Raw genomic sequence first — 26,746 nt, 5'->3', positions numbered from 1 at the left:
CTCTGGTCCGTGGCCAGAGTTGTGGTGGACGTGATGCCCAAACCGGAGATCCTCGACGTGCAGGGCCAGGCAGTCACGCGGGCGCTGGGCCGGATCGGCGTGGCAGGCGTGGCCGAGGTGCGGCAGGGCAAGCACTTCGAGCTCGACGTCGACGACGCGATCGACGACGCGACCCTGCACCGCATCGCCGGCGAGCTGCTCGCGAACCCGGTGATCGAGGACTGGGTGGTGACGCGGAAGTGAGGATCGGGGTCGTCACCTTCCCCGGCACCCTCGACGACGTCGACGCGGCCCGGGCGGTGCGCTACGCGGGTGCCGAGCCGGTGGCGTTGTGGCACGCCGACCACGACCTGCAGGGCGTCGACGCGGTGGTCGTCCCCGGCGGCTTCTCCTACGGCGACTACCTGCGCGCCGGGGCGATCGCGAGCCTCGCGCCGATCATGGCCGAGGTGAAGGCCGGGGCGGGGCGCGGGCTGCCGGTGCTCGGCATCTGCAACGGCTTCCAGATCCTCTGCGAGGCCGGTCTGCTCCCCGGGGCGCTCGTGCGCAACTCCGGGCTGCACTTCATCTGCCGCGACCAGCGGCTGCGGGTCGAGTCGACCGCGACCGCGTGGACCGGGGCCGCCGACGCGGGTCAGGAGATCCTGGTCCCGCTCAAGTCGGGCGAGGGCCGGTTCGTCGCCGACGCCGAGACGGTCGCCCGGCTGGAGGGTGAGGGGCGGGTCACGTTCCGTTATCTCGGCGGCAACCCCAACGGCGCCCTCGCCGACATCGCGGGCGTCTCCTCCGCCGACGGTCGCGTCGTCGGCCTGATGCCGCATCCCGAGCATGCGATCGACCCGCTGACCGGCCCGTCCGACGACGGCCTGGTGCTGTTCACCTCCGTACTGGGAGCGGCGGTCGGCGGCTAGGTGGGCGGGCGTGCGGTACTCCTGGTCGAGGACGACCCCGGCGACGCCTTCCTCGTGGGCGAGCTGCTGGCCGAGGTCGAGCCGGACCTGTGCCTGACGGTCGCGGCCTCGCTCGCCGAGGTCGCCGACGGTGAGCTGCTGGCCGAGTGCGAGTGCGTCCTGCTCGACCTCAACCTCCCCGGCACCAACGGTCTGGAGGGCCTGCACGCGATCCTGCGGTCCGACCCCGGCGCCGCGGTCTGCGTGCTCACCGGCCTCGACGACGAGCACCTCGGCGTCGCCGCCGTCGCGGCGGGGGCGCAGGACTACCTGGTCAAGGGCAAGGTCGACGGCCCGGTCCTGATCCGCGCGATCCGCTACGCCGTGGAGCGCCGGCGCGCCGAGACCAGCGCGCTGCGCCTGCGCGAGGAGCGCCTGGTCGCCGCGGAGGCCACGCGCCTGGAGCGCGGCCTGCTCCCGACGCCGCTGCTCGCGGGCAGCCTGGTCCGTGCGCGGTCGTTCTACCGGTCCGGGCGGGCCCGCGCGGTGCTCGGCGGCGACTTCTACGACGCCGTCCGCGGTCCGGACGGCACTGTCCACGCGATCATCGGCGACGTCTGCGGCCACGGCCCCGACGAGGCCGCGCTCGGCGCGCTGCTGCGGGTGTCCTGGCGGGCGCTGGTGCTCGCCGGCGTCGACGAGCCGCAGGTGCTGCCCAAGCTGCAGCAGGTGCTGGTCAGCGAGCGCCACGACCCGACGCTGTTCACCACGGTGTGCACGGTGGCGATCCCGGTTTCCGGTGACGCCCTGGTGCGCCTCGCCGGACACCCGGCCCCCGTGTCGCTGCACCCGCCGGAGCAGGTGGAGCCGCTGATCGGGCTGCCGCTCGGCATCTCCGACGACACCGGCTGGGTGGCCGAGTCGCTGCGCCTGGAACCCGGCTGGGCCCTGCTGCTGTTCACCGACGGACTCATCGAGGGGAAGGGCCCCGTGCCCGACGAACCGCTGTGGCCGGAGGGCCTGATCGGCCTGCTGGTCGACGAGGCCGACACCCCTGTCGACGACCTGCCGGCCCGGCTCGTCGAGCGCGTCCAGACGCTCAACGGCGGCCCGCTCTCCGACGACGTCGCGATCCTGCTGCTCACCGCCGCGGCACAGGAGGATCCCTCGTGACGACGTCCGTGCGCCCGACCCGCAGGCGGTTGTCCACCCGCCTCGCACGGTCCGCCGGCGACACGCAGCGGTGGCCGCTGTCGCGGTTGTTCGCCGTCGGCGCGGCGATCGTGCTGCTGCTCGTGACCGTCGGGGTGGTGCTGGGGACGGTCGGGCTGGTCGGGCTGACCGAGGCGCGCTCCGACCAGCTCCGGCGGGTGGCTCCGGCGCAGGAGGCGGGCCAACGGCTGGCGGTCGCGGTGCTGGAGCAGGAGACCGGTGTCCGCGGGTTCGTCCTCGCCGGCCGGGAGGAGTTCCTCGAGCCGTACCTGGCGGGCGTGGTGGCCGAGCGGGAGGCCGCTCGGACGCTGCGCGGGCTGGACGAGGGGGCGGTGCCGGTCCACACCGACCTCGACGCAGTGGAGGCGGCCGCCCAGCAGTGGCGCACCGCCTTCGCCGAGCCGGCGATCGCCGCCGCGCGGGCCGGGACCGCCGGCCCGGACCAGGCGGTGGGGAAGGCGTTGTTCGACCGGCTGCGCGCCGGGGTCGGTGTGCTGGAGGCCGACCTGGACAGGGAGCAGACCGCGGGGCGCCAGCGGGTGGGTGACGCCGTGGGGTTCCTCGCCACGGCCTGGATCGGTGTCGCGTCGGTCCTGCTGCTGGTGCTGCTCGTCGTGGGCGTCGGGTTGCGCCGCACCGTGCTGCGGCCGGTGTCGGTGCTGGCCGCCGACGTCCGCGAGGTGGTCCGCGGCGACATGCAGCGCCCGGTGCCCGGCACGGGCCCGCGCGAGATCGCGGGGCTCGGCGAGGACGTCGAGGCGATGCGGCTGCACATCCTCGCGGAGCTGGACGTGCTGCAGCACACCAACCGGCGCCTCGACGACCAGGCCCAGGAGCTGGAGCGTTCCAACCGCGACCTGGAGCAGTTCGCCTACGTCGCGAGCCACGACCTGCAGGAGCCGCTGCGCAAGGTGTCGAGCTTCTGCCAGCTGCTGCAGCGCCGCTACGGCGGGCAGCTCGACGACCGTGCCGACCAGTACATCGAGTTCGCGGTCGACGGTGCGCAGCGGATGCAGCGGCTGATCAACGACCTGCTCGCGTTCTCCCGCGTCGGGCGCACCACCGAGGGCTTCGCCGAGGTGTCGCTCACCGACGTCGCCACCGCGGCCGCCGCCGGACTGGAGACGACCCGCGCCGAGCTGGACGGGGAGATCGTCGTCGGGCCGCTGCCGACGGTCTCGGGCGACCCCCAGCTGCTGCGGCAGCTGCTGGCCAACCTGATCGGCAACGGACTGAAGTTCCACCGCGAGGGCGTGCCCCCGGTCGTGCACGTCAGCGGGACGGAGCGCGACGGCGAGGTCGAGCTCCGGGTCTCCGACAACGGCATCGGCATCGAGCCCGAGTACGAGGACAAGATCTTCGTGATCTTCCAGCGACTGCACGCGCGCGACGTCTACGCGGGCACGGGCATCGGCCTCTCGCTGGCGAAGAAGATCGCCGAGTTCCACGGCGGCGGCATCCGCGTCGTCCAGGGCGACGGGCCGGGCGCGACGGTCGCCGTCACGTTCCCCCCGCGCACCACCCAGCCCGAGGAGTCCCCCGCATGACCACGCCCGAGCCCCGCATCGTCAACGTCCTGCTCGTCGAGGACGACCCGGGCGATGTCCTGATGACCCGCGAGGCGTTCGACGAGTACCTGCACAACCGGCTCGACGTCGTCACCGACGGCGCGGAGGCGCTGGCCTACCTGCGCCACGAGGGCCCCTACGCCGACGCCCCGCGACCCGACCTGATCCTGCTCGACCTCAACCTCCCGCGCCGCGACGGCCGAGAGGTGCTCGCAGAGGTCAAGGAGGACCCGGCCCTGCAGCACATCCCGGTGATCGTGCTGACGACCTCGCAGGCCGAGGAGGACGTGCTGCGCAGCTACCAGCTCCACGCGAACGCCTACGTCACCAAGCCCGTCGACTTCGAGGGGTTCATCGAGGCGATCAAGCAGATCGACCACTTCTTCGTGAGTGTGGTGCAGCTCCCCACGGGCCGCGACGGAGCCTGAGCGGGGGCGTTCCGTAGGCTCAGGAGTCGTGGCCGCCTTCCCCGCCCTGCCCGCCGACGACACGGTGCCCGCCGACGACACGGTGCCCGCCGTCGACACCGTCTCCCGCGCCGCCGCGTCCCCGGACCAGCCGCAGCCCTACCGCGAGCTCGGCCTGAAGGACGACGAGTACGCCCGCATCCGCTCGATCCTCGGCCGCCGCCCCACCGACGCCGAGCTGGCGATGTACTCGGTGATGTGGAGCGAGCACTGCTCGTACAAGTCCTCGAAGGTGCACCTGGCCTACTTCGGGGAGAAGACGACCCCGGCGATGAAGCAGAAGATGCTGGCCGGGATCGGCGAGAACGCCGGCGTCGTCGACATCGGCGACGGGTGGGCCGTCACCTTCAAGGTCGAGTCGCACAACCACCCGTCCTACGTGGAGCCGTTCCAGGGCGCGGCCACCGGCGTCGGCGGGATCGTCCGCGACATCATGGCGATGGGCGCGCGCCCGATCGCCGTCGCCGACCCCCTGCGCTTCGGCCCGGCCGACGCCCCCGACACCAAGCGGGTGCTGCCCGGGGTCGTCGCCGGCGTCGGCACCTACGGCAACTCCCTCGGCCTGCCCAACATCGGCGGCGAGGTCGTCTTCGACGCGGGCTACGCGGGCAACCCGCTGGTCAACGCGCTGTGCGTCGGCGCGATGCGCACCGAGGACCTGCACCTGGCGTTCGCGTCGGGCACCGGCAACCTGATCGTGCTGTTCGGTGCCCGCACCGGCCTCGACGGCATCGGCGGCGTCTCCGTGCTGGCGAGCGAGACCTTCAGCGGCGACACGGGCCGCAAGAAGCTCCCCGCGGTGCAGGTGGGCGACCCGTTCACCGAGAAGGTGCTCATCGAGTGCTGCCTGGAGCTCTACCACGCGGGGCTCGTCGTCGGGATCCAGGACCTGGGCGGAGCGGGCCTGTCCTGCGCCACGTCCGAGCTGGCCAGCGCGGGTGACGGCGGCATGCGCATCGACCTCGACGCCGTCCCGCTGCGGGCCTCCGGGATGACGGCCGCGGAGATCCTGTCCAGCGAGTCGCAGGAGCGCATGTGCGCCGTCGTGCGCCCGCAGGACGTCGAGGCGTTCCTCGCGGTCTGCGCGAAGTGGGACGTGCTGGCGAACGTGATCGGCGAGGTCGTCGACGGCGGGCGGCTGGTCATCACCTGGCGGGGTGAGACGGTCGTCGACGTGCCGCCGCGCACCGTCGCCCACGACGGTCCGGTCTACCGGCGCCCGGTGCAGCGCGGGTCCGGCCAGGACGCGCTGGTCGCCGACGGCCCCGAGCGGCTGCGTCGCCCGTCCGGCCCCGTCGAGCTGCGCGCGGAGATCCTGCGGATGGCCGCGAGCCCGAACCTGTGCAGCCGGGCCTGGGTCACCGACCAGTACGACCGCTACGTCCGCGGCAACACCACGAGCGCGCAGCCGGCCGACGCGGGGATGGTCCGGGTCGACGAGGTCACCGGCCGCGGCGTCGCGGTCGCCACCGACTGCAACGCGCGGTTCGTCGCGCTCGACCCGTACTCCGGCGCGCAGCTCGCGCTGGCCGAGGCCTACCGCAACGTCGCCACCTCGGGGGCGGTGCCGCTCGCCGTCAGCGACTGCCTGAACTTCGGCTCGCCGGAGGACCCGCACGTCATGTGGCAGTTCCAGCAGGCCGTCCGCGGCATCGCCGACGGCTGCGCGCTGCTCGGCATCCCGGTCACCGGCGGCAACGTCAGCTTCTACAACCAGACCGGCGACCGCGCGATCCTCCCGACCCCGGTCATCGGGGTCCTCGGCGTCATCGACGACGTGGCGCGCCGTGTGCCGTCCGGGTTCGTCCGCGACGGCGACACGGTGGTCCTGCTCGGCGACACGCGTGACGAGTTCGGCGGCAGCGAGTGGGCGCACCACGTGCACGGTCACCTCGGCGGCCGCCCGCCCGTCGTCGACCTGTCGGCGGAGCACCGACTCGCCGGCCTGCTGGCGGCGTCTGCGGCGCGCGGGCTGGTCACCGGCTCGCACGACCTGTCCGACGGTGGCCTGGCGCAGGCGCTGGTCGAGGCCTGCCTGGTCGGTGGCCACGGTGCTCGGATCACCGTGCCCACGGCCGACGCGTTCGTCGGGCTGTTCTCCGAGTCGGCGGGCCGGGTGCTGGTCACCGTGGCGCCCGAGCGGGTCGAGGAGCTCTTCACCTCCGCGTCGGCGGCCAGGGTCCCGGCCCGGCTCCTCGGCGTGACCGGCGGATCTGCGCTGGCCGTCGACGCACTCGAGCCGCTGCCGCTGTCCGCGCTGCGCACGGCCTGGGAGGGCACGCTCCCCGCACTGTTCGAGCACCCGGTCGCGGAATGAACGGCCGGTCGGCCACCTGCCCGATCGGCCAGGTGCAGGGTCGGGGACGGGCGTGACCGGCGATCCCGGCCCCGACGACGTCCTCACCTGGCTCGACGGGGGGCCCCGGCCGGAGCGGTCGGTCCTGCGTGCGGCGGTCAAGGAGAGCCTCGCGGCGCTGGTCGCCGCGTCACCCGGTCGGAGCGTCGAGGTCCGGATCCCGCCCTTCGGGGCCGTGCAGTGCATTCCCGGACCGCGGCACACGAGGGGTACTCCGCCGAACGTGGTCGAGTCCGATGCCCGGACCTGGTTGGCGCTGGCGATGGGGCGCCTGAGCTGGGAGGACGCCCTGGCAACCGGGAACCTGCGGGCGTCCGGCGGCCGATCGGGTGACGTGGCAGCGCTGCTCCCACTGGTCTGAACGGCGGATTTCTCATCGTCAGGCGGACTGATGCACCAAACCCGCAGGTACTGGCGTAAGTACTAGGAGACACGGAGAATCACGCTCGTCCGGGGGATCCACCCCGACCAGACGGGTGACAGGAGGTGCCGGATGGTTGCAGCACGCAGCCGCACCGGCGTTCCGGGTGTCCGCGGCGCGGTGTCCGGGCAGGCGCCCGGCCGCGCGGTGAACGCACCGGCGCTGCACCGCCTCGCCGTGCGCTGGGCGGAGATCGCCCCCGTCCCGGACCCCACCCTCGCCGCCCGCCTGGCCACCCTGCTGCGCCGGCTCGCCGCCACGCTGGCCGCCGAGCCGTTCTGGTCGATGGCCGCCCGCGACATCGGGGCCGACCTCCTGCCGAGCGGGCTCTGCGGGCCACCCGCCGACGTCGCACTGGCCGCGGAGGAGATCCTGCCGGCCACGCTGCGGTTGCTCCGCGAGTCCGGCCCGGCGGTGCTGGACCCCGGGGGGCCCGACGCGGGGGACCGGATGGTCGCGGCACTCGACGAGCTGGCCACCGGCTTCACCGGGGCGCTGCGTGACCGCGCGGTCGCCGAGCAGGTCGACCTGCTCACCAGCACGTTGCGGGCCCAGGCCGGGGTCCAGCGGGCGCTGGCGCTGAGCGAGAGCCATTACCGCACCGTCTACACGCAGGGCGCCGTCGGGATCGGGATCGTCAGCCTCGAGGGGTTCGTGCTCGACCTCAACCCGGCGCTGCGCACGATGTTCGGGATCACCGGTCGGCTCGACCAGCCACGCCCGGTCACCGACTTCGTGCACCCCGACGACGTGGCCGACGTCGTCGACCGGTTCAAGCGGCTGCACCGCGGCGAGCCGGACGTCATGCGGATGGAGCTGCGTTTCGTCCGGCCCGACGGGCTCGTGCTGTTCACCGACGTCGTGGCGTCGTTGGTCCGCAACGAGAGCGGATCGCCCGCACACCTGATCGCCGTCATCGAGGACCAGTCCGAGCGCACGCGGCTGCGGTTGCGGCTGCAGCGCGCCTCGCACCACGACCAGCTCACCCAGCTGCCCAACCGCTCGCTCACCGAGCAGTGGGTCCAGCGGGCGTTCGAGGCCGGCGGCCCCGAGCGCGTCGGCGTCTGCTCGCTCGACGTCGACGGGCTCACCCGCGTCAACGACGGGCTGGGGCACCAGGTCGGCGACCAGGTCCTGCTGGCGGTGGCCGCCCGGCTGCAGATGGCCGCGGGCGAGCACCTGGTCACGCGCACCGGCGGCGACGAGTTCGCCGTCCTGATCGCGGAGCCCGACGGCGTCGACGGGGTCTGTCGGATCGCCGACCGCATCCTGGAGGCGTTCGCCACCCCGTTCCTGGTCGGCGGGCACACGCTGACGGTCACGGCGAGCATCGGCGTCGCCGCCGCACCCACGGCCGTCGCCTGTCCCGAGGAGCTGATGCGGGCGGCCGACGTCGCCCTGAACTGGGCGAAGTCCCGCGGCGGTGCGCGCAGGGTGGTGTTCGACCCCGAGCGCGACGCGGGCGAGTCCGCCCGGTTCGCGCTGCTCACCGGGATGCCCGGAGCGATCGACCGCGGTGAGTTCCGGCTGGTCTACCAGCCCCTGGTCGGGTTGGGGGAGGACGCGCGGATGCGGGGGGTGGAGGCGCTCGTCCGCTGGCAGCACCCGGTGCAGGGACTGCTCGGTCCGGGCCGGTTCATCGAGCTGGCCGAGCGCAGCGGCACGATCGTGCCGCTGGGTCGCTGGATCCTGCACACCGCGTGCGAGCAGGCGGCGGCCTGGCACGGCGAGCTCGGTGACGACGCGCCGTTCGTCAGCGTCAACGTCTCGCCGGTGCAGCTCGTGGAGCCCGACTTCGTCTGCGTCGTCACCTCCGTGCTGCGCGCGACCGGGCTCCCGGCCCGGCTGCTGCAGCTGGAGATCACCGAGCAGGCCGTGCTCGGCGACGAGTCGGCCGCGTTGGAGGCGCTGCTGGCCCTACGCGCGTCCGGCGTCCGCCTCGCGCTCGACGACTTCGGCACCGGCTACTCCAGCCTGGTCTGGCTGCGGCGCCTCCCGGTGCACGCGCTGAAGATCGACGGGTCGTTCATCGACGGCCTGCGCCACGCCGACCCCGACACCGTCGACTCCGCGATCGTCGGCTCGCTGGTCGGGATGGCGCACGCGCTCGGGCTGGAGGTCACGGCCGAGTGGGTGGAGACCGACCTGCAGGCGGAGCGCCTCGCCGCGCTCGGGTGCGACGTCGGCCAGGGACGCTGGTTCGGTGACGCAGGTCCCGCCGAGTGCGTTCCGGACCTCCTGCGGCGTAGCATCGCATCCTGAACGGCCGTCGATCCTGGGGAGCGCGCGTTGGGTGCCACCACCCGCACGGAGTCCGATCCGACCGACGACGAACGCGATGACGCACCCCGCGAGGAGTGCGGCGTCTTCGGTGCGTGGGCCCCGGGCGAGGACGTCGCGAAGCTCGCCTACTACGGCCTCTACGCCCTGCAGCACCGCGGTCAGGAAGCGGCCGGTATCGCCGTGTCCGACGGCCGTCGGATGGTCGTGTTCAAGGACCTCGGGCTGGTCAGCCAGGTGTTCGACGAGCAGATCCTGAGCTCGCTCAAGGGCCACATCGCCATCGGGCACTGCCGCTACTCCACCACCGGGTCCACGACCTGGGAGAACGCGCAGCCCACGTTCCGCACCACGGCCACCGGCAGCGGCATCGCGCTGGGCCACAACGGCAACCTGGTCAACACCGCCGAGCTGCGCGACGAGGTGGCCGGACTCGTCGAGGCCCCGGTGTCCAACCGCTCCCGGATGCAGGCGAGCACCGACTCCGACCTGATCGCCGAGCTGATGGCCGCCTCGGCCGCCGACCTGGGGGTGGAGGAGGCCGCGATGCGGCTGTTCCCCCGGCTGCGCGGGGCGTTCTGCCTGGTCTTCGGCGACGAGAACACGCTCTACGCCGCCCGCGACCGGCACGGCGTCCACCCGCTGGTGCTCGGCCGCCTCGACCGCGGCTGGGTCGTGGCCAGCGAGACGGCCGCCCTCGACATCGTCGGTGCGTCGATGGTGCGCGAGGTGGAGCCGGGCGAGCTGATCGCGATCGACGCCGACGGCATCCGCAGCTCCCGCTTCGCCGCGCCCGAGCCCAAGGGCTGCGTGTTCGAGTACGTCTACCTGGCCCGCCCGGACACCACGATCTCGGGCCGCTCGGTCCACTCCACCCGGGTCGACATCGGCAGGCGGCTGGCGAAGGAGCACCCCGTCGAGGCCGACCTGGTGATCCCGACGCCGGAGTCCGGCACGCCCGCGGCGATCGGGTACGCGCAGGAGTCCGGCATCCCCTACGGCCAGGGCCTGGTCAAGAACGCCTACGTCGGGCGCACCTTCATCCAGCCCAGCCAGACGATCCGCCAGCTCGGGATCCGCCTCAAGCTCAACCCGCTGCGCGAGGTCATCCGGGGCAAGCGGCTCGTGGTCGTCGACGACTCCATCGTGCGGGGCAACACCCAGCGCGCGCTCGTGCGGATGCTGCGCGAGGCCGGGGCGCTCGAGGTGCACGTGCGCATCGCGTCGCCGCCGGTGCGCTGGCCCTGCTTCTACGGCATCGACTTCGCCACCCGCGCCGAGCTGGTCGCCAGCGGCATCGACACCGAGGGCGTGCGCCGCTCGATCGGGGCCGACTCGCTGGGCTACGTGTCGCTGGAGGGCCTGATCGCGGCGAGCGAGCAGCCCCGCACCCGGCTCTGCTCGGCCTGCTTCGACGGCGTGTACCCGATCCCGCTGCCCGAGGAGGCGCGGCTGGGCAAGCACCTGCTGGAGTCCGTGCCGGTGCCCGACGTCCCCGGGACCGACGTGTCGGGCGCCGCATCGGGGGACCCCGGGCCCGTGTCGGTCGGCTACGGTGCTGCGGGCGCTCTCGAGCGGCCCTAGAACGTCCGCGCTTCCCCGACCCACACCGCGCCCCCACGGGTGCCGAGAGTGAGAACGACCATGCCGACCGACCTGCCCGGAGCCAGCTACGCCGCCGCAGGGGTGGACATCGAGGCCGGGGAACGGGCCGTCGACGCCCTGCGACCGTACGCGGAGAAGGCCAACCGGCCCGAGGTCCTCGGCGGGATCGGCGGGTTCGCCGGTCTGTTCGCGCTGAAGATCGGCAAGTACACCGAGCCGGTGCTCGCGGCGTCCACGGACGGCGTCGGCACGAAGGTCGCGATCGCCCAGGCGATGGACAAGCACGACACCATCGGGCTCGACCTGGTCGCGATGGTCGTCGACGACCTCGTGGTGTGCGGCGCGGAGCCGCTGTTCATGCAGGACTACATCGCCGTCGGCAAGCTCGTGCCCGAGATGGTCGCGTCCGTCGTCAAGGGGATCGCGGAGGGCTGCCAGCAGGCGGGCTGCGCGCTGCTGGGCGGCGAGACCGCGGAGCACCCCGGGCTGATGGAGGTCGGCGGGTACGACATCTCCGGCACCGGTGTCGGGATCGTCGAGGCCGACAAGATGCTGCGGCCCGACCGCGTCCGGCCCGGCGACGTCCTCGTCGCGCTCGGGGCGTCCGGCCTGCACTCCAACGGTTACTCCCTCGCCCGGCACGTGTTGCTGACGATCGCGCGGATGTCGCTCGAGGGCCACGTCGAGGAGTTCGGGCACACCCTCGGCGAGGAACTGCTCGTCCCCACCCGCATCTACGCCCGCGACTGCCTCGCGCTCGCCGCCGAGACCGGGGTCCACACGTTCGCGCACATCACCGGCGGCGGCTTGGGCCGCAACCTCGAGCGCGTGCTCCCCGACGGCCTCAGCGCCGTCGTCGAGCGCAACACCTGGACCCCGGACCCGATCTTCAACCTCATCGCCTCCCGGGGGCGCGTGGAGCGCGCCGAGATGGAGAAGACGTTCAACATGGGAGTCGGGATGGTGGCGGTGCTGCCCGCCGACGACGTCGACCGGGCCCTCGCCGTGCTGACGGCCCGACACGTGCCCGCGTGGGTGCTCGGCGGAGTCTCCCGGACCGAGGACGGCTCGGCTCCCCGCGTCACGCTCCGGGGCGACCACCCGAGGTTCTGAGGCCGCGGACCAGGGCGACCAGCTCCTCCTCGTCGAGGTCGATCCGCCGGGCCGCGTCCACGAGCCGGCGGGCGAGCTCGACGACCCCGGCCCGCCCGTCGGTCGCTCCGTGGCGCACGGTGGCGCCGCGCCCGCGCCGCAGCTCGATCAGCCCGTCGTCGCGGAGCTGCTGGTAGCCGGCGAGTACGGTGTGGATGCTGACGTCGAGCGACGCGGCCAGCTCGCGGGCCGGGGGCAGCCGCTCGCCCGCCGCCACGGCACCCTCTCCGATGGCCCGGCGCACCGCTGCGGCGATCTGCTCGTGCAGTGCGACGTCGCGGGCCGGGTCGACGCGGATCAGCACCCGGGGCCCCCGGACCGGACCATCCCGGCGAGCAGGCCCGCGGCCGTGCCCGGGTCGTCGACGGTCACGACGAGGCGTGCGCCCGACCGCCTGGTCACGAGGAGCGCCGGCCCGCCACGCAGGATCACCCCGCGCGCCCCGGGCACGATGCGGTAGCCCCAGCCACCGAACTCGGCGGGGGAGACCTCGCCCACGGCGGCGGACCGGATGTCCTCGACGGGCACCACAAGGCGCGGCCACCCGAGTGGGCCCAGGCCCACGCGCAGCCCACGGCGGTCGACCGTGACCCGCGCGGTGGTGGCGACGGCCAGGGCCGCTGCGGCGACCAGGAGTGCGACCGGTGCCACGAGGGGAAGCCCGGCGACGGCGGTGCCGATACCGGCGACGGTGAGCACGACGGCCGCGGCGACCCCGACGCGCGATGTCGCCGTGCGTGACCAGCTGACCTGCTCGGTGGCCCCGAGCCGCACGGCGGGGGTCATGACGTCCGTTCTCCCGGCGGGAGGTGACGGCGGGGCGAACCGGTACGCCACGGCACCCACCACCGCTCCCGCGCCGAGACCGACGGCGAACCACCACGGGGGCAGGACGGCGTCGGCGGCGTCGGCCAGGTCGAGGTTGGCGGCGGTCGCCGACCACGTCACGACGCCGAGCAGCGTCGCGGTGGCCCAGGACGCCCCGACGACGACCCGGCGTCCGGGGACGTGCGGGGAGTTCAGGGTGGCCCAGGAGACGACCGCCAACGACCCGGCCAGCCCGAGCAGCACCACGAGCAGCCACCCGTGCCCGGTGAACCCGTCGGCCGTGCCGTCGAGCGCGAAATGGCTCGCCAGCGGGTCCGGCAGCCGGTCGGCGGCGGTCACGAGCACCAGACACGCCGGGAGCTGCGCCACCAGCTGGGCCAGGACGGCCGGAGAATGATGTCGATCCACGAGTACCTCCAACTTGTTATAGAACAACTATAACAAGTATGAGGGGATCGTGGGGCGGGTCGCCCACCGAGCGCCTCACCGCACGCGGTGAGGACGCTCAGTGGCTACTCCACAGGACCGGCGCTCGCGCGCCGGTCACGAACGGTGGTGCGACCGGTCGGTGACGGGCAGGAACACCCGTCACCGCACGATCAACGGCCGCGGTCGTCGTCCCTGTCGGACTCGGGGGCGTAAGGGTCGTACTCGTCCTCCGCCTCCGGCTCCTGGAGCACCGTCCCACCACCGACGCCGATCTCGCGCTGCAACGCGTCGAGATCCATGGTGGGGGAGCTGTACTTGAGTTCCCGGGCCACCTTCGTCTGCTTGGCCTTGGCTCGTCCGCGCCCCATGGCTGGTCCCCCTTACAACAGGGAAGGGGCGGCCGGATGTCTCGGCGGCCCCATTCATGTCATCAGTGTCCTGGCCCCACCGTACCGTGCCCGGGGCCGGACGTGCGACGTGGCATCGCCGGTGTCACGTCGCCTGCGTCACCCGACTCCCGCAGCCCGCGCAGCGCCAGCAGTGACAGCCCCGCTGCGACGGTGCCGAGCGCGAGCATCGCGGGCCATCCGGCGGCCCGCGCGACCGCGCCTCCGAGGACGGGCGTGGCCGCCGCGCCGAGGTAGTTCGCGGTGTTGGAGACCGCCATCGCCGTGGCGGCCCGTCCCGGTGGCGCCAGCTCGCCCGCCGCGGTGAACACCAGCCCGTTCCAGCTGATCGCGAGCGCGGCCGCGGGGACGAGCACCACGGCGAGCAGGACGACCGGTCCCGGTTGCAGCAGCGCCGCGGCTCCGAACCCGACGGCGACGGCCGCCGCGACCACCCGCAGCGGTCGCAGGCGACTGCCGGCCCGGTCGGACCAGAACCCGTTGCCGAGCCGTCCGGCCGCGCCCAGCACCTGGGTGAGCGCCAGCAGCCCGCCCGCGGCGGCCAGCGACATCCCGCTCCCGGAGTGCAGGACCTCCACCAGGAAGACCGAGCCGAGGAACTGGGGGACGACGAGCAGCAGTCCGGCGATGCTGAGCCGCTGCAGCCTGCGGTCGGCGAGGACGGCCGACATCCGCCCGGTCGCCCGGGTGTCGCGGGCGGGGGCGTCCGGGGGCTCCCGGACGAACGCGGCGACGGCCGCCGCCGCGACCAGGCAGACGGCCGCGAGCACGACGAACACCGCGGGCACCCCGCCCGCTCCCGCGACCGCCGGGAGCGCGACCGCGGCCAGCGCGGCCCCGACCGGCACCGACGTCTGCCGCACCGCCATCGCGAGGCCCCGGCTGTGTGCCGGGAACCACGTCATGACCGCCCGGCCGCTCGCCGCGTTGACCGATGCCCCCGAGGCCCCGGCCAGCATCAGCAGCGCGCCCGCGGTGACGGGGTGCGTCACCAGTGCGGTGGCTCCGAGGGCCGCGGCCGACCCCACGAGCCCGATCGCCATCACGCCGCGCTCGCCGAACCGGTCGGCGGCGGCACCCCACGGGATCAGCGTCGGGACGAGTCCGACCGAGATCGCGCCGATCAGCAGGCCGACGCCGGCGAGATCGAGGTCGAAGTACGCACGCAGGGCCGGTGTGACGGCGGCGAGGCCGAGGAAGTAGGCCGCGGTGGCGGCCTGCGCAGCGGTGCCGACGGCGAGCACCACCCAGCGGTAACGGGGTGCGTCCACCGGTCGGACGCTACGCCCGGTTCTCGCAATACGGGAACATCGTCCTGCATGATGAGAACGCGGGCGGCGACAGGAAGCGGGACGGCGGCGACGGGGCCGGCGGCGGGGTCAGGGCCGGCGGCGGGGTCAGCGGCGGAGGCCGCCCTGGGCCGCGCGTCCGGGTGGCGGCGTGCCGTCCTCGGGGGGGACGGAGTCCGGGTCGATCCGGGCGGGGGCCGCGCGCTCGTCCTCGCCCGCGACCAGCTCCGCGTCGACCGGTACCGAGCGTTTGACCAGCGCCAGCGCGACCGGGCCGAGCTCGTGGTGCTGCGCGACCGTGCCGACGCGCCCGACGGGCCGTCCGCCGAGGGTGACGGGGGCACCGGGGTCCGGCAGGTGCTCGTCGCCCGCGTCGAGGTGCAGGAGCACGAGCCGCCGGGGCGGGCGTCCGAGGTTCGCGACGCGCGCGACCGTCTCCTGGCCGCGGTAGCAGCCCTTCGTCAGGTGCACGGCCTCGCCGATCCAACCGACCTCGTGCGGGATGGTGCGCTCGTCGGTGTCGACGCCGAGGCGCGGACGGCCGGACTCCACCCGCAGCGCCTCGAACGCCATCGTCCCGGCTTCGTGGGCCCCGGCGGCGGTGAGTCGCCCCCACCAGGAGTCCTGCTCCGCGCGGGGCACCAGCAGGTCGGCGGCGTCGACGCCGGGCCACGGCATCCGGCGCACCACACCGCCCCCGGGCAGGGCGAGGGCGCCGTGCGGCCGATCGGGCACCGGGACGCCCGCCGCGGTGAGCACGGCCTCGGTGTCGGGCCCGACCACGCTGAGCACGGCGAACTCCGCCGTGGCGTCGCGTGGCTCGACCTTCGACCAGAACACCATCTTCGTGAGGTAGTCGAGCAGCTCGGGGACGTCGCCGGGCTCGGTGTCGAGGTACACGACGTCGCCTGCGTGGGCCACGACCATGTGGTGCAGCACGCGACCGTTCAGGTCGAGGATCAGTGTCTCGGTGCCGGTGTCGGCGGGCAGCTCGCTCACGTGCTGGGTGAGCAGCAGGTGCAGCCAGCTCAGCCGGTCCTCACCGGTCACCGCGATCACGCCGCGGTGGCTCCGGTCGACCACCGCGGCGGAGCGGGCCATCCGGCGCTGCTCGGCCAGCGGGTCACCGCGGTGCGACGGGACGGCGGAGTCGCGGTCGGGGGCGTCGGGCGTCAGCTCGGTGTCGGTCACGCGTCGACCGCCGTGCCCGCGCAGTCGCGGCAGCGGCCGGACAGGGCGACGTGGGTGACGTCGAGCTCGAACCCGGCGATGTCGTGCAGCTGCGAGGCGAGCCCGTTCATCAGATCGGAGGGGGTTTCGACCACCGCGCCGCATTCGTGGCACACGAGGTGGACGTGCTGGTGCTCCTGCTCGGAGTAGTTCGGCGCGCCGTGCCCGAGGTGTGTGTGCCGGACGACTCCGAGCTTCTCCAGCAGGTCCAGCGTGCGGTAGATCGTCGTGATGTTCACGGCGGGCGCGACCTTCTGCACCTGCCCGCAGATCTGTTCCGGGGTGGCATGGCCGAGCTCACGGACCGCGTCGAGGACCAGCTGCCGCTGCGGTGTCATCCGGAGCCCGCGACGGTGCAGCGTGCTCTTCAGGTTCTCCGGTCCGTGGGCGGAGTCAGGTCGCTCACCTGCGGTGTCGAGCCGGGTCGAGGTGTCCACCGGCCCGATGGTAGGCCGCTGCCGTCCGCACCGCGGCTGCCTGTCCCGTTCCGCCTCGCTATGCTGCGAAAGGGTGAACGGCCGGGATCGGGCGAAACGACCCCCCTACCCTCGGCGGAATGCACGGTGACGGCACGCACGGGAGGGCTAGCGATGACGACTGACGCGGGGGTGCCCGGCGCGCCACGCTTCGACGTCGTGCTGCGCGGATACGACCGGCGCCAGGTCGACGAGCACGTCGACCGGCTCCAGCGGGTCCTGGCCCGGATGCGCGCCGACCTGGAGGTCGCACGCAGCCAGCCGATGCCCGCCGTCACGCCCGGCCAGTCCGCCCGGCCGCGACCGACCCCGCGCCCCCGGCCCGGTGGCCCGGCCGACAACCCGGACACCATCGACACCTTCACCGATCGCATGGAGAGCATCCTCGCGGCCGCCGAGGAGGAGGCCGCCGAGATCCGCCGCAACGCCCACCTCGCGGCGCGTGCCGAGACCGACGGTGTCCGTTCGCAGGTGGCCGACCTCGTCCGCCAGCGCGACTCCGTGCTGGCCGAGCTCACGCGCATGCGGTCGCAGCTCGAGGGCCTGCTCGCCGCGCCCACCGCGCAGATGCCGGCCCGGGAGTCCAGCCGGTACCCGACCGGTGGTCGGCACGACGTCGACCAGCGCCCGTCCGAGGCTCCCCGCCCCGGTGACGGCCCCCGCCCCGAGCGGCGGCCCGGCACGGGGCCCGTCCCGCAGGTCGGTCGCACGCCCGACGGCCCTCCCCGGCCCGCCGACGGCGGCCACCGGGCGCCGTCGCCCGCAGCTTCCCCGCAGCCCGGCCCGGGTCGTCCGGCTGCGTCTCCGGTGCCCGCCTCGTCGCAGGAGAAGGCCCCCGCGGCCGCTCCCGAGGCCCCGGGTGGCTCGCCGTCGGGTGGTCCGGCCACCACCGCGCTGCCCTCGGGTGCCGTGGCCGCCGCCGACCGCCGGGCCGCGGCCCAGGCCGCAGCGGCCGGTGCCGGTCGCCCGTCCCCGGCCTCGGACGGTCGTGGTGCCTCCGACGGTCGCAGCGCATCCGCGTCGTCGGCTTCCCCGTCGCCCGTGGCGGGCTCCCCGAGCGGCACCTCCTCCGCCGTTCCGGCGGCCGGTGCGCAGGCCGGGTCGCCGTCCGGTGGCGCGCACGCCGGTTCCGCCCCCGGTGCGGCGCCGTCGGGCAGCTCCCGGCCGGGCGGTGCGCAGCCGGGTGGGTCCCACGAAACCGTGTCCGGCGGCTCGCGCTCCGGGGGTGCGCAGGCCGGATCGTCGCAGGCCGGTGGACCTCCGTCCGGGGCGTCGCACGCCGGTACCCCCACGTCCGGGTCGTCCACGCCCAGTTCGTCCACGCCCGGCTCGCCCACGCCCGGCTCGTCCACGCCCGGCTCGTCCCAGCCGGGCTCGACGCAGGCCGGGTCGTCCCACACCGGGTCGTCCCAGGTCGGTTCTGCGCAGCCCCGTTCGACCAAGCCCAGCTCGGTTCAGGGTGCGTCCTCCCCGGCCGGCCCCTCGCAGGCCGGCCCGCGGTCGAGCGGCCCCACGTCCGGCTCGTCGGACGCCCGGACCGCAGGTGCGCGCCCCGGCCCGGCGCCGGGTGCCCAGCCGCCCGGTGGCGCGCCGGTGGGCAGCGGGAACGGGTCGTCCGCCGACGCGGTCACCGCGAAGGAGAAGCTGCCTGCCCGCGAGGCGGGCAAGGCGGCCCACCGGCTGCCGACCGGTGCCTACCCGGCCGTCGGCGAGAACTCGTCGCTGCGGCCGCGCAGCGAGCCGGAGCCCGAGCCCGCCGACCTGTTCCGCCCGGCCCGGTCGGCCGAGCCGGAGCCGCAGACCACCGCCGTGCCGCGGGACGGGGTGCCGCGCGACGCCGGCGAGCGCACCTCGCTCGTACGACGCCCGGACCCGGCCCCCGCCGACCCGACCACCGCGGTCGCGGCCGTCCGCCCGGACGAGCCGACCCTGCTCTCACCGTCACCGAACGGCGGTCGTTCGGAGCAGGGTGATGGGTCGAACGGTCGCGCTCGTCCGACCTCTCCGTCACGCTCTGCCTGAGCCCGGTGGCGCGCTGTTACGCCGAACGGCGTACGGTGCGCAACCATGCAGCTGGCCCTGACGCCTGAGGTGCTGGTCCCGGTCGGTGCCGGAGCCCTGCTCCTCGTCATCGCTCTGGTCATCGTCGTGCTCGTCGTCCGGCGGCGCAGGCGCGCCCGCGCCCAGGACCGCCCGACGGTGGCGGACGCGGTGCGGGAGACGGGCGAGCACGCACCGCAGCCCGACGTCCCCGCGGCCCGCACCCCCGCGCCCGACTCCTCGCCGCCGGACCTGCCGCCCGCCGCCGACCGTCCCGACCTCGACCCCGCCGAACGCGTGGGGTCCGGGCGCACCGTCGCCGCGGCCGTCGCGCAGGCCCTCGCGGTGCGCGAGGCGCGGGCCAGGGTCGCGGCCGCCGACGCCCCGCCCGCGGGGCCGATCGGCGCCCCGGCCGACGAGGGCCGGTCCGAGCACGCCCCGGCCGACCGCGTCCCGACCGCCGACGTTCCGTCCGGCCAGGCGCCTGCCGAGCACGTCCCGGTCGAGCGGACCGCGCCGACGGCGGCCCCGGCCCAGACGCCCCCGGCCCAGACGTCCCCGGCCCCGGCCGTGTGGTCCGCCCCCGACGGGGCCCAGCCTCCCGCCGGACGCGGCGACGCCCGTGACCGACTCCTGGCCGTGCTCCTGGACGACCCGGTGCGCGCCGTCGGGGCCACCGTCGAGCTGGACGCGTGCCGGCGCCAGCTCGACCGGCTCAGCGACGCCGTGCGCCACGAGCGCGAGACGCTCCGCTCCGTACTCAGCCGCCTCGCCGACGCGGGCCTGGCGCCCGACCAGCTCGCCCGCCTGTCCGGCCTGTCCGACGACGAGCTGCGCGGGTTGCTCGCCGCCCGCGTCGGCGTGGGCTGAGACCCGGGATTCAGCCGGCGATGCGGCTCAGGCGCGCCGAGAGGTGCGGCTGCAGGGGCCGGCCCATCATCGCGCGCTCGTCGACGTAGGCGAGGTCGCCGCCCTCCACGAGCCCGTAGAGCCGGTGCGAGGCCTGCACGTCCTGGGCGGTGGGGGTGCGTACGACCGCATCGGTCTGGATCTCCCAGGACCGCAGGTCGAGGGCGCGGCCGTAGAACAGCTCGGCGATACCCGTGGCGTGCGTGATCAGCACCTCCAGCTCACCGCCCTCCTGCGGCCGCCAGAAGCCGGTCTCACGGGCGGCGGGGCGGATGACCTTGCCGTCGTCGTCGAGCAGCCAGGCGCGCGCCTCGTAGGACAGGAACGGGCGCCCGTCGTGGGCGAACACGAGCTGCTGGCCGTAGGCGTACGGGCCGTCGATCGTGGGGTAGACGACCTCGCCCGCCCCGCGCCACACCCCGACCAGCGGCAGCAGGCCCAGGCACTGCTGGTGCAGGTCGGGTCCCTCGCGCAGGTTGGCGGTGTCGTCGGGGACCGGGAGGTCCTCGAAGCGCGGCCGATTGCGGCGCGGGGAGTCGGGAGCGGCGTTGGCCGGGCCGGAGATGGTGCCGGGGATCTCGCCGTCGGGCCCGCTCACGACGCCGCCCCCGTCGACGTCTCGGTCGTCGGTTCGGTGGTGAACAGGCGACGGAGCAGGTAGCCGGTGTAGGCGACGGTGCCCGCGCTGGCCGCGATCAACAAGCCGGTGAAGAACCAGTGCACGGGGAGCCACCCTAGCCCTGCCGACTCCCGGCCCGAACTGCAGTAGAGCCACCTTGCTGCCGTGAGACGGCGGCAAGGTGGCTCTACTGCAACGCGACGGGCCGGGTCAGGCCACCGCCACCTGCGTCTGGTGCAGTCCCGGGGCGTCGGCCGTCAGGACCGCCTCCCCGTTGCCGCTGCGGCTCAGCGCGCGCAGCGTCCAGGTGCCGGGGGCGGCGAAGAAGCGGAAGTCGCCGCTCGCGCTCGCCACGACCTCGGCGGTGAACTCGCCGGTGCCGTCGAGCAGCCGGACGAACGCGCCGCCGACGGGCTCACCGCCGGCCACGACCCGCCCGGCGAGCACGGTCTCCTTGGTGAGGTCGGTGCCCGCGGGCAGCGAGACCGCCTGGTCAGGGGCGCCGCACATCAGGAGGCCTTCCCCGAGCCGAGCTCGATCGGCACGCCGATGAGCGAGCCGTACTCGGTCCAGCTGCCGTCGTAGTTCTTGACGTCGCCGTGGCCGAGCAGCTCGTGCAGCACGACCCAGGTGTGGGAGCTGCGCTCGCCGATGCGGCAGTAGGCGATGGTGGCCTGTGAGCCGTCGAAGCCCTCGTCGCCGTAGAGCTTGGCCAGGTCCTCGTCGGACTTGAACGTGCCGTCCTCGTTGGCCGCCTTGCTCCACGGGATGTTGATGGCGCCGGGGATGTGGCCCGGGCGCTGGCTCTGCTCCTGCGGCAGGTGGGCCGGCGCGAGGATCTTGCCGGAGAACTCGTCGGGCGAGCGGACGTCGACGAGGTTCTTGGTGCCGATCGCCTCGACGACCTCGTCGCGGAACGCGCGGATCGAGGTGTCGGCCGGCTTCGCCGTGTAGGTGGTGGCCGTGCGGGCGGTCTCGTCGGTGGTGAGCGGACGGCCGTCGAGCTCCCACTTCTTGCGCCCGCCGTCGAGCAGCTTGACGTCGGCGTGCCCGTAGAGCTTGAACTGCCAGTAGGCGTAGGCGGCGAACCAGTTGTTGTTGCCGCCGTAGAGGACCACGGTGTCGTCGTTGCCGACGCCCTTGGCCGACAGCAGCGCGGCGAACTGGTCGGCGTCGACGATGTCGCGGCGCACGCCGTCCTGCAGCTCGGTGGTCCAGTTGATCTTCACGGCGCCGGCGAGGTGGCCGCCGTCGTAGGCGGAGGTGTCCTCGTCGATCTCGAGGAACACGATCCCGTCGGTGCCGAGGTTCTTCTCGGCCCAATCGGCGGAGACGAGGACGTCCTCGCGGCTCATGCTGTGGCTCCCTGCTGGTTGTTGCGGTTCGGGCGGAATCGTTGGACGAGGCCGTACATCTCGCAGCCGAGGCAGAAGCCGAAGGCGGCGTTGAGGAACGCGGCGACGAGGGCGAACGCGGTGGCGACGACGCCGAGCGTGGTGAGCCCGGCGAGGTAGCCGACGGTGCCCACGACGGTGAAGACGAACCCGACGAGCTGGGAGAACCGCACGGGTGCGGCGTCCTCGCGGTCGGTGGGCGGGCTCAGCCGCGGCGCGACGAGCGCGCGGAAGATCAGCGGGTACGGCGCGAAGCGCGGCCCGGCGAACGCGGCGAGCGCGAACACCACGGCCTGCGCGGCGAGCAGCCAGCCGCTGGCGCTGAGCAGCACGATCGCGAGCACGACGGTGGTGAGCGCCGCGGCGAAGCGGACGCCGCGCGGATCGAGCTGGGGGTCCGATGCGGACATGGGGGTACTCCTGAGACGAGCGGGGTGTGCGGAGGCGGGTCGCTCAGGAGGCGTGACACAGGCAGCTGCCGACGCGGCACAGGTCCACTGCGCGGCGACGGGTCAACGGCCAGAACACAACGCCGAGGGTAACCCAGGATCCCGCCTTTCGGGACCGTGCTCCCGAAAGGCGGACGGTGTCGTACCTCATCGGGGGTCGAGCACCGGGTCGAGCGCCGCTTCCAGGTCGGACGCTCGCGGGAGGCCGGAGACGCGCAGGAACTCCGTCCCGGCGCGGTCGAACGCGACGACGGTCGGGGTGCGCATGACCCCGAGGGCCCGCGCGACGTCCGGGCGGTCGGCCACGTCGATCTCGGTGTGCGCGACGCCGGGGCGCCGGGTGCGCAGGTCGTCGATCAGCTCCGCGGTGCGCCGGCACGGCGTGCAGACCGGCGAGGAGAGCTGCAGCAGCAGTACGCGGTCGTCGGTGCCGGGGGTGGTGCCCGCCAGCGCCCACCCGCCCGAGGCCCCGTCCCCGGCCGCGCGGCCGGCACGGACACGGCCGTCGCGGCGGCGCAGGACGAGGCCCGCCGCGGTGGCGAGCACCAGTGCAGCGAGGAGTACCACTGCCCCGATCGGATCCATGGCCGCTACAACGTCTCCGGTGTCCGGTTCAGTCCCGTCAGCCCGCACCTGACGCCGCGGCGCCGAGAACGAGGTCGGTGGTGCTGCCGCTGATCTCGAGAACGCCGTCGACGGCCTTCAGCTCGGTGGGCGTCACCTGCAGCGGGAGCGAGCCCGGGTCGACCTCCACGGTGAACCGGTCGCCCAGCGAGGTCTGCACGGACTCCGGCAGGGGAGGGGCGTCGGGTCCGCCGATCCGGATGTCGCGCGGCACGATCCGCACGAGCCCGTCGGTGAGGTCCAGCGCGACGATGGCCGAGACCTCGGTGTCCTCGCCCTGCACCGCGGTGGTGCCGACGAGCCGGGCGACGGTGTCGGGGTCGGCGTCGGCGAGCGAGGCATCGGCCCCGTCCTCGACGGCCTGCTCGAGCGCGTCGGCGTCGAGCGACTCGATGCGCAGGCGGTCGACGGAGCCGAGCAGCCGCTCGATGTCGTCGGCCCCGACGCGGACGGTGCCCTCGGCCTCGGCGACGCGCAGCGACTTCGGCCCGGACCCGAGAACTTCCGACAGCGGGGCGTCGACGTCGCGGAGGACCGCGACGACCTCGACCTCCTGCAGGTCACCGACCTGCAGGCGGTCGGCGGACACGTCGATGCTGGAGTACCGCCCGGTCAGCGCCTGGGTGACGAACGGGAAGCCGTTGATCCGCACGTCGGGGTCGTCGGGCAGGCCGATCTGCTCGCGCATCTGCCGGGACACGGCCGACTCGGCGAGAGCCGCGGCCCCGAAGTCGACGCCCACGAGCACGCCGACGAGCACGATCAGCCCGACGATCAGGCGCTTCATCCGACCTCCGTTGACGACCGCTCCTTGCCCCGGAACCGTAGAGCGCGGTCCGGTCCGGTACGCCACCGGGCCGTGACCTGCGCCGCGGGACTAGGGGTACCGGGGTGCGGCGGGCTATTCTCTCCCGATCCGCGTGACATCTCTTACGGATCACGCGGGAGTGAACACGGTGCGTCAACGTCGCCCGCCGTTTCTCCAGGAGGGGGCGTGTCCCGCCCCGATGAGGAGGAACCAGATGGAGCTCCTTCTGTTGACGGCCGACCCCGATCCGGGTTCGGTACTGCCGGCGCTGACCCTGCTCCCGCACGGCGTGCGCACGGCCGCCCCGGAGGTCGCCGCACTGCTCGACGCCGGTCCGCACGACGCGGTGCTCGTCGACGCCCGCACCGATCTGGTCGCCGCGCGCAGCCTCTGCCGGCTGCTCGGGAGCACGGGCACCGACGTGCCGGTGGTCGCGGTCCTCACCGAGGGTGGTCTGGTGGCCGTCTCGGGGGAGTGGGTCGTCGACGAGATCCTGTTGCCCGGTGCGGGCCCCGCCGAGGTCGACGCCCGGTTGCGCCTGCTCAAGGCCCGTCCCGGTGCCGACAGCGGCGCAGGCAGCGGCGCCCTCGTGCTCGGCGAGCTGGTGATCGACGAGGCCACCTACGCCGCGCGCCTGCGCGGGCGGCTCCTCGAGCTCACCTACAAGGAGTTCGAGCTGCTCAAGTACCTGGCGCAGCACGCGGGCCGCGTGTTCACCCGCGCCCAGCTGCTGCAGGAGGTGTGGGGCTACGACTTCTTCGGCGGCACCCGCACCGTCGACGTGCACGTGCGGCGGCTGCGCGCCAAGCTCGGCACCGAGCACGAGCAGATGATCGGCACCGTCCGCAACGTCGGCTACAAGTTCGTGCGCCCGGGCCGCGGCTCGCTGGGTGCGCCCGCGATCGAGGTCGAGGACGAGGACGCCGACTCCGACGAACGGTTCTCCTTCCGCGCGTAACCTCGGCCAGATGATCGAACTGGAGTGGCGGGCCGGGCTCGACGACGACGGAGTGGCGGTGGTGCGCGCGTTGGCCTCGGCCGCCGCGGCCGCAGACGGTAGCGCCCCGCTGTCCGACGAGGTGCTGCTGCAGCTGCGCAGCGCCGACGCCGCGCACCTGTTCGCCCGCGACGGCGCCGCACTCGTGGGTTTCGCCCACCTCGATCCCGAGGGCGGCGGGGAGCTGGTCGTGCACCCGGACCACCGCCGGGCCGGCCTCGGCACCCGCGTCGCGCGGGCGATGGTGGAGCGCACCGGTGACGCCCAGTTGCGGGTGTGGGCGCACGGTGAGCACCCCGGCGCCGTCGCGATCGCCGACGCCCTGGGCTTCACCCGGGTCCGCGAGCTCTGGCAGATGCACCTCGACCTGCCGGACGCCCCCGCCGCCGTCGCGCCGCCGGAGGGGGTGACGCTGCGGTCGTTCGTCGTGGGCGCGGACGAGGACGAGTTCCTGCGCGTCAACAACGCGGCCTTCGACTGGCACCCGGAGCAGGGCGGCTGGGGTGTCGAGCAGGTGCGGGCGCGCGAGGCCGAGCCGTGGTTCGACGCCGAGGGCTTCCTGCTCGCCGTCGACGACGACGGCCGGCTGCGCGGCTACCACTGGACCAAGGTGCACACCGAGCCGGAGCACATCGGCGAGGTCTACGTGCTGGGCGTCGACCCGTCGGCGCAGGGCACCGGGCTCGGCGCGGTCCTGACGATCGCGGGCCTGCGCCACCTGCATGCGCGCGGCCTGCGCCAGGTGCTGCTCTACGTCGAGTCCGACAACGACGCGGCCGTTCGCGTGTACCGCAGGCTCGGCTTCACGGTCCGCCACAGCGATGTCCTCTTCGCCCGGAACGCCAGAATAATCACCTGACGGCCGCGTGCAGTTCACCCCGTCGTCATGTGGCGAGCGATACAGAATCCCCTGGTCACGGCCCGATCACGGCATCGACCGATCGGGTGTCGTGCCTCACCTTCGGTGATGTGTTCATGCTCCGTTTACCTGATCGGGGGGGTGCGTCCACTGTCGCTACCTACCGTCCGCTTCGAGCGGCCACCCCGAGGCCGCAGCGACCCTTCCCGGTCCGACGACGGAGGAACCTCACGTGAAGATCGTCCGGCACAGCGCCTGTGCCCGAGTTGTCGCGGTGGGCCTCGCCACCAGCGGCGCCCTGCTGCTGGCCGGCTGTGGCGCGGCCAACGAGTCCGCTGCCCCCGCCGCCGGTGGCGAGGCCGCGGCCTCCGCCAGTGCGTCCATCGCCGGCGCCGGCGCCACCTCGCAGCAGGCCGCCATGGAGGCGTGGGTCGCCGGCTTCAGCTCGGTCGCCCCCGACGCCACCGTCAGCTACGACGCCCAGGGCTCCGGTGCAGGCCGCACCCAGTTCGTCGACGGCGCGGTGCAGTTCGCCGGCAGCGACTCGGCCCTGAACGACGAGCAGCTCCCGCTCGCCCAGACGCTCTGCGGCGGCGCTGACAACGTCATCGAGCTCCCGCTGTACGTCTCGCCGATCGCGGTCATCTTCAACCTGCCCGGTGTCACCGAGCTGAAGCTGAGCCCGGCCACCATCGCGAAGCTGTTCAACGGCTCCATCACCAACTGGAACGACCCGGCCATCGCCGCGGAGAACGCCGGCGTCACGCTGCCGGACCTCGCGGTCACCCCGGTCAACCGCGCCGACGACTCGGGCACCACCGAGAACTTCACCGAGTACCTCTCGGCCACCGCCCCCGCCGACTGGACCTCCGAGCCCGACGGCGTCTGGCCGCTGTCCGGCGGCGCGTCCGCCCAGGGCACCTCGGGCGTCGTGGGCCTGGTCGGCTCCGGTGCCGGCTCCATCGGCTACGCCGACGAGAGCCAGGCCGGCGAGCTGGGCAAGGTCAGCGTCCAGGTCGGCACGGAGTACGTCGCCCCGACCGCCGAGGCGGCCGCCGCGGTCGTCGCCGCGTCGCCGCGGGTCGAGGGCAAGGGTGCGGCCAACTTCTCGGTCGAGCTCGCGCGCGACACCACCGAGGCGGGCACCTACCCGGTCGTCCTCGTGTCCTACACGCTCGCGTGCACCCAGTACGCGGACGCGGCCGTCGCCGACACGGTGAAGGCGTTCCTGACCTACATCGCCAGCGACGAGGGCCAGCAGGCGGCGAACGCCAACGCCGGCAACGCCCCGATCACCGACGAGCAGCGCGCCCAGTTCCAGCCCGTGATCGACTCGATCGCAGCCGCAGGCTGAGCCGGTCGTCACCTAGCCAGGGAGCCCGGGCGGTCGTCATCATGAGACCTCCCGGGCCTCTCGGCCCCAACCTCCCGTGAGCG

Annotated in this window: 28 protein-coding genes; 15 read left to right on the top strand and 13 right to left on the bottom strand. The window is 74.1% G+C overall.

Annotation, left to right across the window (positions count from 1 at the left end):
- Window positions 1-9 precede the first annotated feature (9 nt).
- From purS to purM, 10 genes are all read left to right on the top strand, one after another.
- The gene (gene purS / locus I4I81_RS22115) at window positions 10-243 is read left to right on the top strand and encodes a phosphoribosylformylglycinamidine synthase subunit PurS (RefSeq protein ID WP_185720372.1); all 234 of its coding nucleotides are present in this window, start codon (window positions 10-12) and stop codon (window positions 241-243) included.
- Complete coding sequence (purQ, locus tag I4I81_RS22110; protein ID WP_218604634.1) at window positions 240-911, top strand: phosphoribosylformylglycinamidine synthase subunit PurQ; 672 nt, start codon at window positions 240-242, stop codon at window positions 909-911. The genes purS and purQ overlap by 4 nt, the downstream gene beginning before the upstream one ends.
- Window positions 912-2,063, top strand: coding sequence for a PP2C family protein-serine/threonine phosphatase (locus I4I81_RS22105; RefSeq protein ID WP_218604633.1), 1,152 nt, complete (start codon window positions 912-914; stop codon window positions 2,061-2,063). It abuts the gene before it with no gap.
- Window positions 2,060-3,649 carry a sensor histidine kinase gene (locus I4I81_RS22100; protein WP_218616302.1) on the top strand — a complete coding sequence of 530 codons (1,590 nt, stop codon included), beginning with the start codon at window positions 2,060-2,062 and terminating at the stop codon, window positions 3,647-3,649. Before I4I81_RS22105 ends, I4I81_RS22100 begins: the two co-directional genes overlap by 4 nt.
- The gene (locus tag I4I81_RS22095; RefSeq protein WP_218616301.1) at window positions 3,646-4,098 is read left to right on the top strand and encodes a response regulator; all 453 of its coding nucleotides are present in this window, start codon (window positions 3,646-3,648) and stop codon (window positions 4,096-4,098) included. The genes I4I81_RS22100 and I4I81_RS22095 overlap by 4 nt, the downstream gene beginning before the upstream one ends.
- Window positions 4,099-4,162: 64 nt before the next feature.
- Window positions 4,163-6,454 carry a phosphoribosylformylglycinamidine synthase subunit PurL gene (gene purL, locus I4I81_RS22090; protein WP_218606046.1) on the top strand — a complete coding sequence of 764 codons (2,292 nt, stop codon included), beginning with the start codon at window positions 4,163-4,165 and terminating at the stop codon, window positions 6,452-6,454.
- 52 nt (window positions 6,455-6,506) lie between these two features.
- Window positions 6,507-6,854, top strand: coding sequence for a sterol carrier family protein (locus tag I4I81_RS22085; protein WP_218606045.1), 348 nt, complete (start codon window positions 6,507-6,509; stop codon window positions 6,852-6,854).
- 132 nt (window positions 6,855-6,986) lie between these two features.
- The gene (locus I4I81_RS22080; protein WP_218616300.1) at window positions 6,987-9,176 is read left to right on the top strand and encodes a putative bifunctional diguanylate cyclase/phosphodiesterase; all 2,190 of its coding nucleotides are present in this window, start codon (window positions 6,987-6,989) and stop codon (window positions 9,174-9,176) included.
- Window positions 9,177-9,203: 27 nt separating this feature from the next.
- A complete protein-coding gene (gene purF, locus I4I81_RS22075) occupies window positions 9,204-10,778 on the top strand; it encodes an amidophosphoribosyltransferase (RefSeq protein WP_218604930.1) in 1,575 nt (524 codons plus the stop codon).
- A 60-nt stretch (window positions 10,779-10,838) separates the two neighbouring features.
- Window positions 10,839-11,912 carry a phosphoribosylformylglycinamidine cyclo-ligase gene (gene purM / locus I4I81_RS22070; protein WP_218604932.1) on the top strand — a complete coding sequence of 358 codons (1,074 nt, stop codon included), beginning with the start codon at window positions 10,839-10,841 and terminating at the stop codon, window positions 11,910-11,912.
- Here the strand turns inward: purM and I4I81_RS22065 are convergent.
- From I4I81_RS22065 to I4I81_RS22040, 6 genes are all read right to left on the bottom strand, one after another.
- Complete coding sequence (locus tag I4I81_RS22065) at window positions 11,881-12,255, bottom strand: GntR family transcriptional regulator (RefSeq protein ID WP_218604929.1); 375 nt, start codon at window positions 12,253-12,255, stop codon at window positions 11,881-11,883. The two genes, purM and I4I81_RS22065, sit on opposite strands and share 32 nt — an antisense overlap.
- Window positions 12,249-13,214: a hypothetical protein gene (locus I4I81_RS22060; protein WP_218604928.1), complete on the bottom strand. Its 966-nt coding sequence runs from the start codon at window positions 13,212-13,214 to the stop codon at window positions 12,249-12,251. The genes I4I81_RS22065 and I4I81_RS22060 overlap by 7 nt, the downstream gene beginning before the upstream one ends.
- A 164-nt stretch (window positions 13,215-13,378) precedes the next feature.
- The gene (locus I4I81_RS22055) at window positions 13,379-13,576 is read right to left on the bottom strand and encodes a DUF3073 domain-containing protein (RefSeq protein ID WP_218604927.1); all 198 of its coding nucleotides are present in this window, start codon (window positions 13,574-13,576) and stop codon (window positions 13,379-13,381) included.
- Between the two features lie 62 nt (window positions 13,577-13,638).
- Window positions 13,639-14,886: an MFS transporter gene (locus tag I4I81_RS22050; protein WP_218604926.1), complete on the bottom strand. Its 1,248-nt coding sequence runs from the start codon at window positions 14,884-14,886 to the stop codon at window positions 13,639-13,641.
- Between the two features lie 126 nt (window positions 14,887-15,012).
- Window positions 15,013-16,095, bottom strand: coding sequence for a CAF17-like 4Fe-4S cluster assembly/insertion protein YgfZ (ygfZ, locus tag I4I81_RS22045; RefSeq protein WP_218616299.1), 1,083 nt, complete (start codon window positions 16,093-16,095; stop codon window positions 15,013-15,015).
- Window positions 16,092-16,472, bottom strand: coding sequence for a Fur family transcriptional regulator (locus I4I81_RS22040; RefSeq protein WP_218606329.1), 381 nt, complete (start codon window positions 16,470-16,472; stop codon window positions 16,092-16,094). Before I4I81_RS22040 ends, ygfZ begins: the two co-directional genes overlap by 4 nt.
- 252 nt (window positions 16,473-16,724) lie before the next feature.
- Here I4I81_RS22040 and I4I81_RS22035 point away from each other — a divergent pair, with 252 nt between their 5' ends.
- On the top strand, window positions 16,725-18,632 hold the full coding sequence (locus I4I81_RS22035) for a DivIVA domain-containing protein (protein ID WP_218616298.1): 1,908 nt from the start codon (window positions 16,725-16,727) through the stop codon (window positions 18,630-18,632).
- A gap of 45 nt (window positions 18,633-18,677) precedes the next feature.
- On the top strand, window positions 18,678-19,520 hold the full coding sequence (locus I4I81_RS22030; RefSeq protein WP_218616297.1) for a hypothetical protein: 843 nt from the start codon (window positions 18,678-18,680) through the stop codon (window positions 19,518-19,520).
- Window positions 19,521-19,530: 10 nt separating this feature from the next.
- On the opposite strand, the gene I4I81_RS22025 is transcribed toward I4I81_RS22030, so the two are convergent.
- The 7 genes from I4I81_RS22025 to I4I81_RS22000 form a co-directional block, all read right to left on the bottom strand.
- Entirely contained in the window at window positions 19,531-20,136 is a 606-nt protein-coding gene (locus I4I81_RS22025; protein ID WP_218606123.1) for a heme-binding beta-barrel domain-containing protein, read from the bottom strand.
- A gap of 17 nt (window positions 20,137-20,153) precedes the next feature.
- The gene (locus I4I81_RS31245; protein ID WP_267460898.1) at window positions 20,154-20,282 is read right to left on the bottom strand and encodes a hypothetical protein; all 129 of its coding nucleotides are present in this window, start codon (window positions 20,280-20,282) and stop codon (window positions 20,154-20,156) included.
- Window positions 20,283-20,388: 106 nt separating this feature from the next.
- Window positions 20,389-20,688, bottom strand: coding sequence for a DUF1416 domain-containing protein (locus I4I81_RS22020; RefSeq protein WP_218606121.1), 300 nt, complete (start codon window positions 20,686-20,688; stop codon window positions 20,389-20,391).
- Complete coding sequence (locus I4I81_RS22015; RefSeq protein ID WP_218606120.1) at window positions 20,688-21,533, bottom strand: sulfurtransferase; 846 nt, start codon at window positions 21,531-21,533, stop codon at window positions 20,688-20,690. The genes I4I81_RS22020 and I4I81_RS22015 overlap by 1 nt, the downstream gene beginning before the upstream one ends.
- Entirely contained in the window at window positions 21,530-21,982 is a 453-nt protein-coding gene (locus tag I4I81_RS22010; protein WP_218606119.1) for a DUF4395 domain-containing protein, read from the bottom strand. Before I4I81_RS22010 ends, I4I81_RS22015 begins: the two co-directional genes overlap by 4 nt.
- A 186-nt stretch (window positions 21,983-22,168) precedes the next feature.
- Window positions 22,169-22,606: a thioredoxin family protein gene (locus I4I81_RS22005; RefSeq protein WP_218616296.1), complete on the bottom strand. Its 438-nt coding sequence runs from the start codon at window positions 22,604-22,606 to the stop codon at window positions 22,169-22,171.
- Window positions 22,607-22,643: 37 nt separating this feature from the next.
- Window positions 22,644-23,432 (bottom strand): LmeA family phospholipid-binding protein, encoded by a 789-nt coding sequence (locus I4I81_RS22000; protein ID WP_218604279.1) that lies wholly within the window; start codon window positions 23,430-23,432, stop codon window positions 22,644-22,646.
- Between the two features lie 235 nt (window positions 23,433-23,667).
- Between I4I81_RS22000 and I4I81_RS21995 the strand changes: the two genes are divergently transcribed.
- The 3 genes from I4I81_RS21995 (at window position 23,668) to pstS (ending at window position 26,663) form a co-directional block, all read left to right on the top strand.
- A complete protein-coding gene (locus I4I81_RS21995; RefSeq protein WP_218604278.1) occupies window positions 23,668-24,411 on the top strand; it encodes a winged helix-turn-helix transcriptional regulator in 744 nt (247 codons plus the stop codon).
- A gap of 10 nt (window positions 24,412-24,421) precedes the next feature.
- On the top strand, window positions 24,422-25,309 hold the full coding sequence (gene mshD, locus I4I81_RS21990; RefSeq protein ID WP_218604277.1) for a mycothiol synthase: 888 nt from the start codon (window positions 24,422-24,424) through the stop codon (window positions 25,307-25,309).
- Between the two features lie 232 nt (window positions 25,310-25,541).
- Window positions 25,542-26,663 carry a phosphate ABC transporter substrate-binding protein PstS gene (gene pstS / locus I4I81_RS21985; protein ID WP_226363505.1) on the top strand — a complete coding sequence of 374 codons (1,122 nt, stop codon included), beginning with the start codon at window positions 25,542-25,544 and terminating at the stop codon, window positions 26,661-26,663.
- Window positions 26,664-26,746 lie beyond the last annotated feature (83 nt).

Source organism: Pseudonocardia abyssalis (genome assembly GCF_019263705.2).
GTDB classification, from domain to species: Bacteria; Actinomycetota; Actinomycetes; order Mycobacteriales; family Pseudonocardiaceae; genus Pseudonocardia; species Pseudonocardia abyssalis.
Note: the sequence above shows the minus strand (reverse complement) of the source record. Positions and strands in the feature narration are given on the sequence as shown.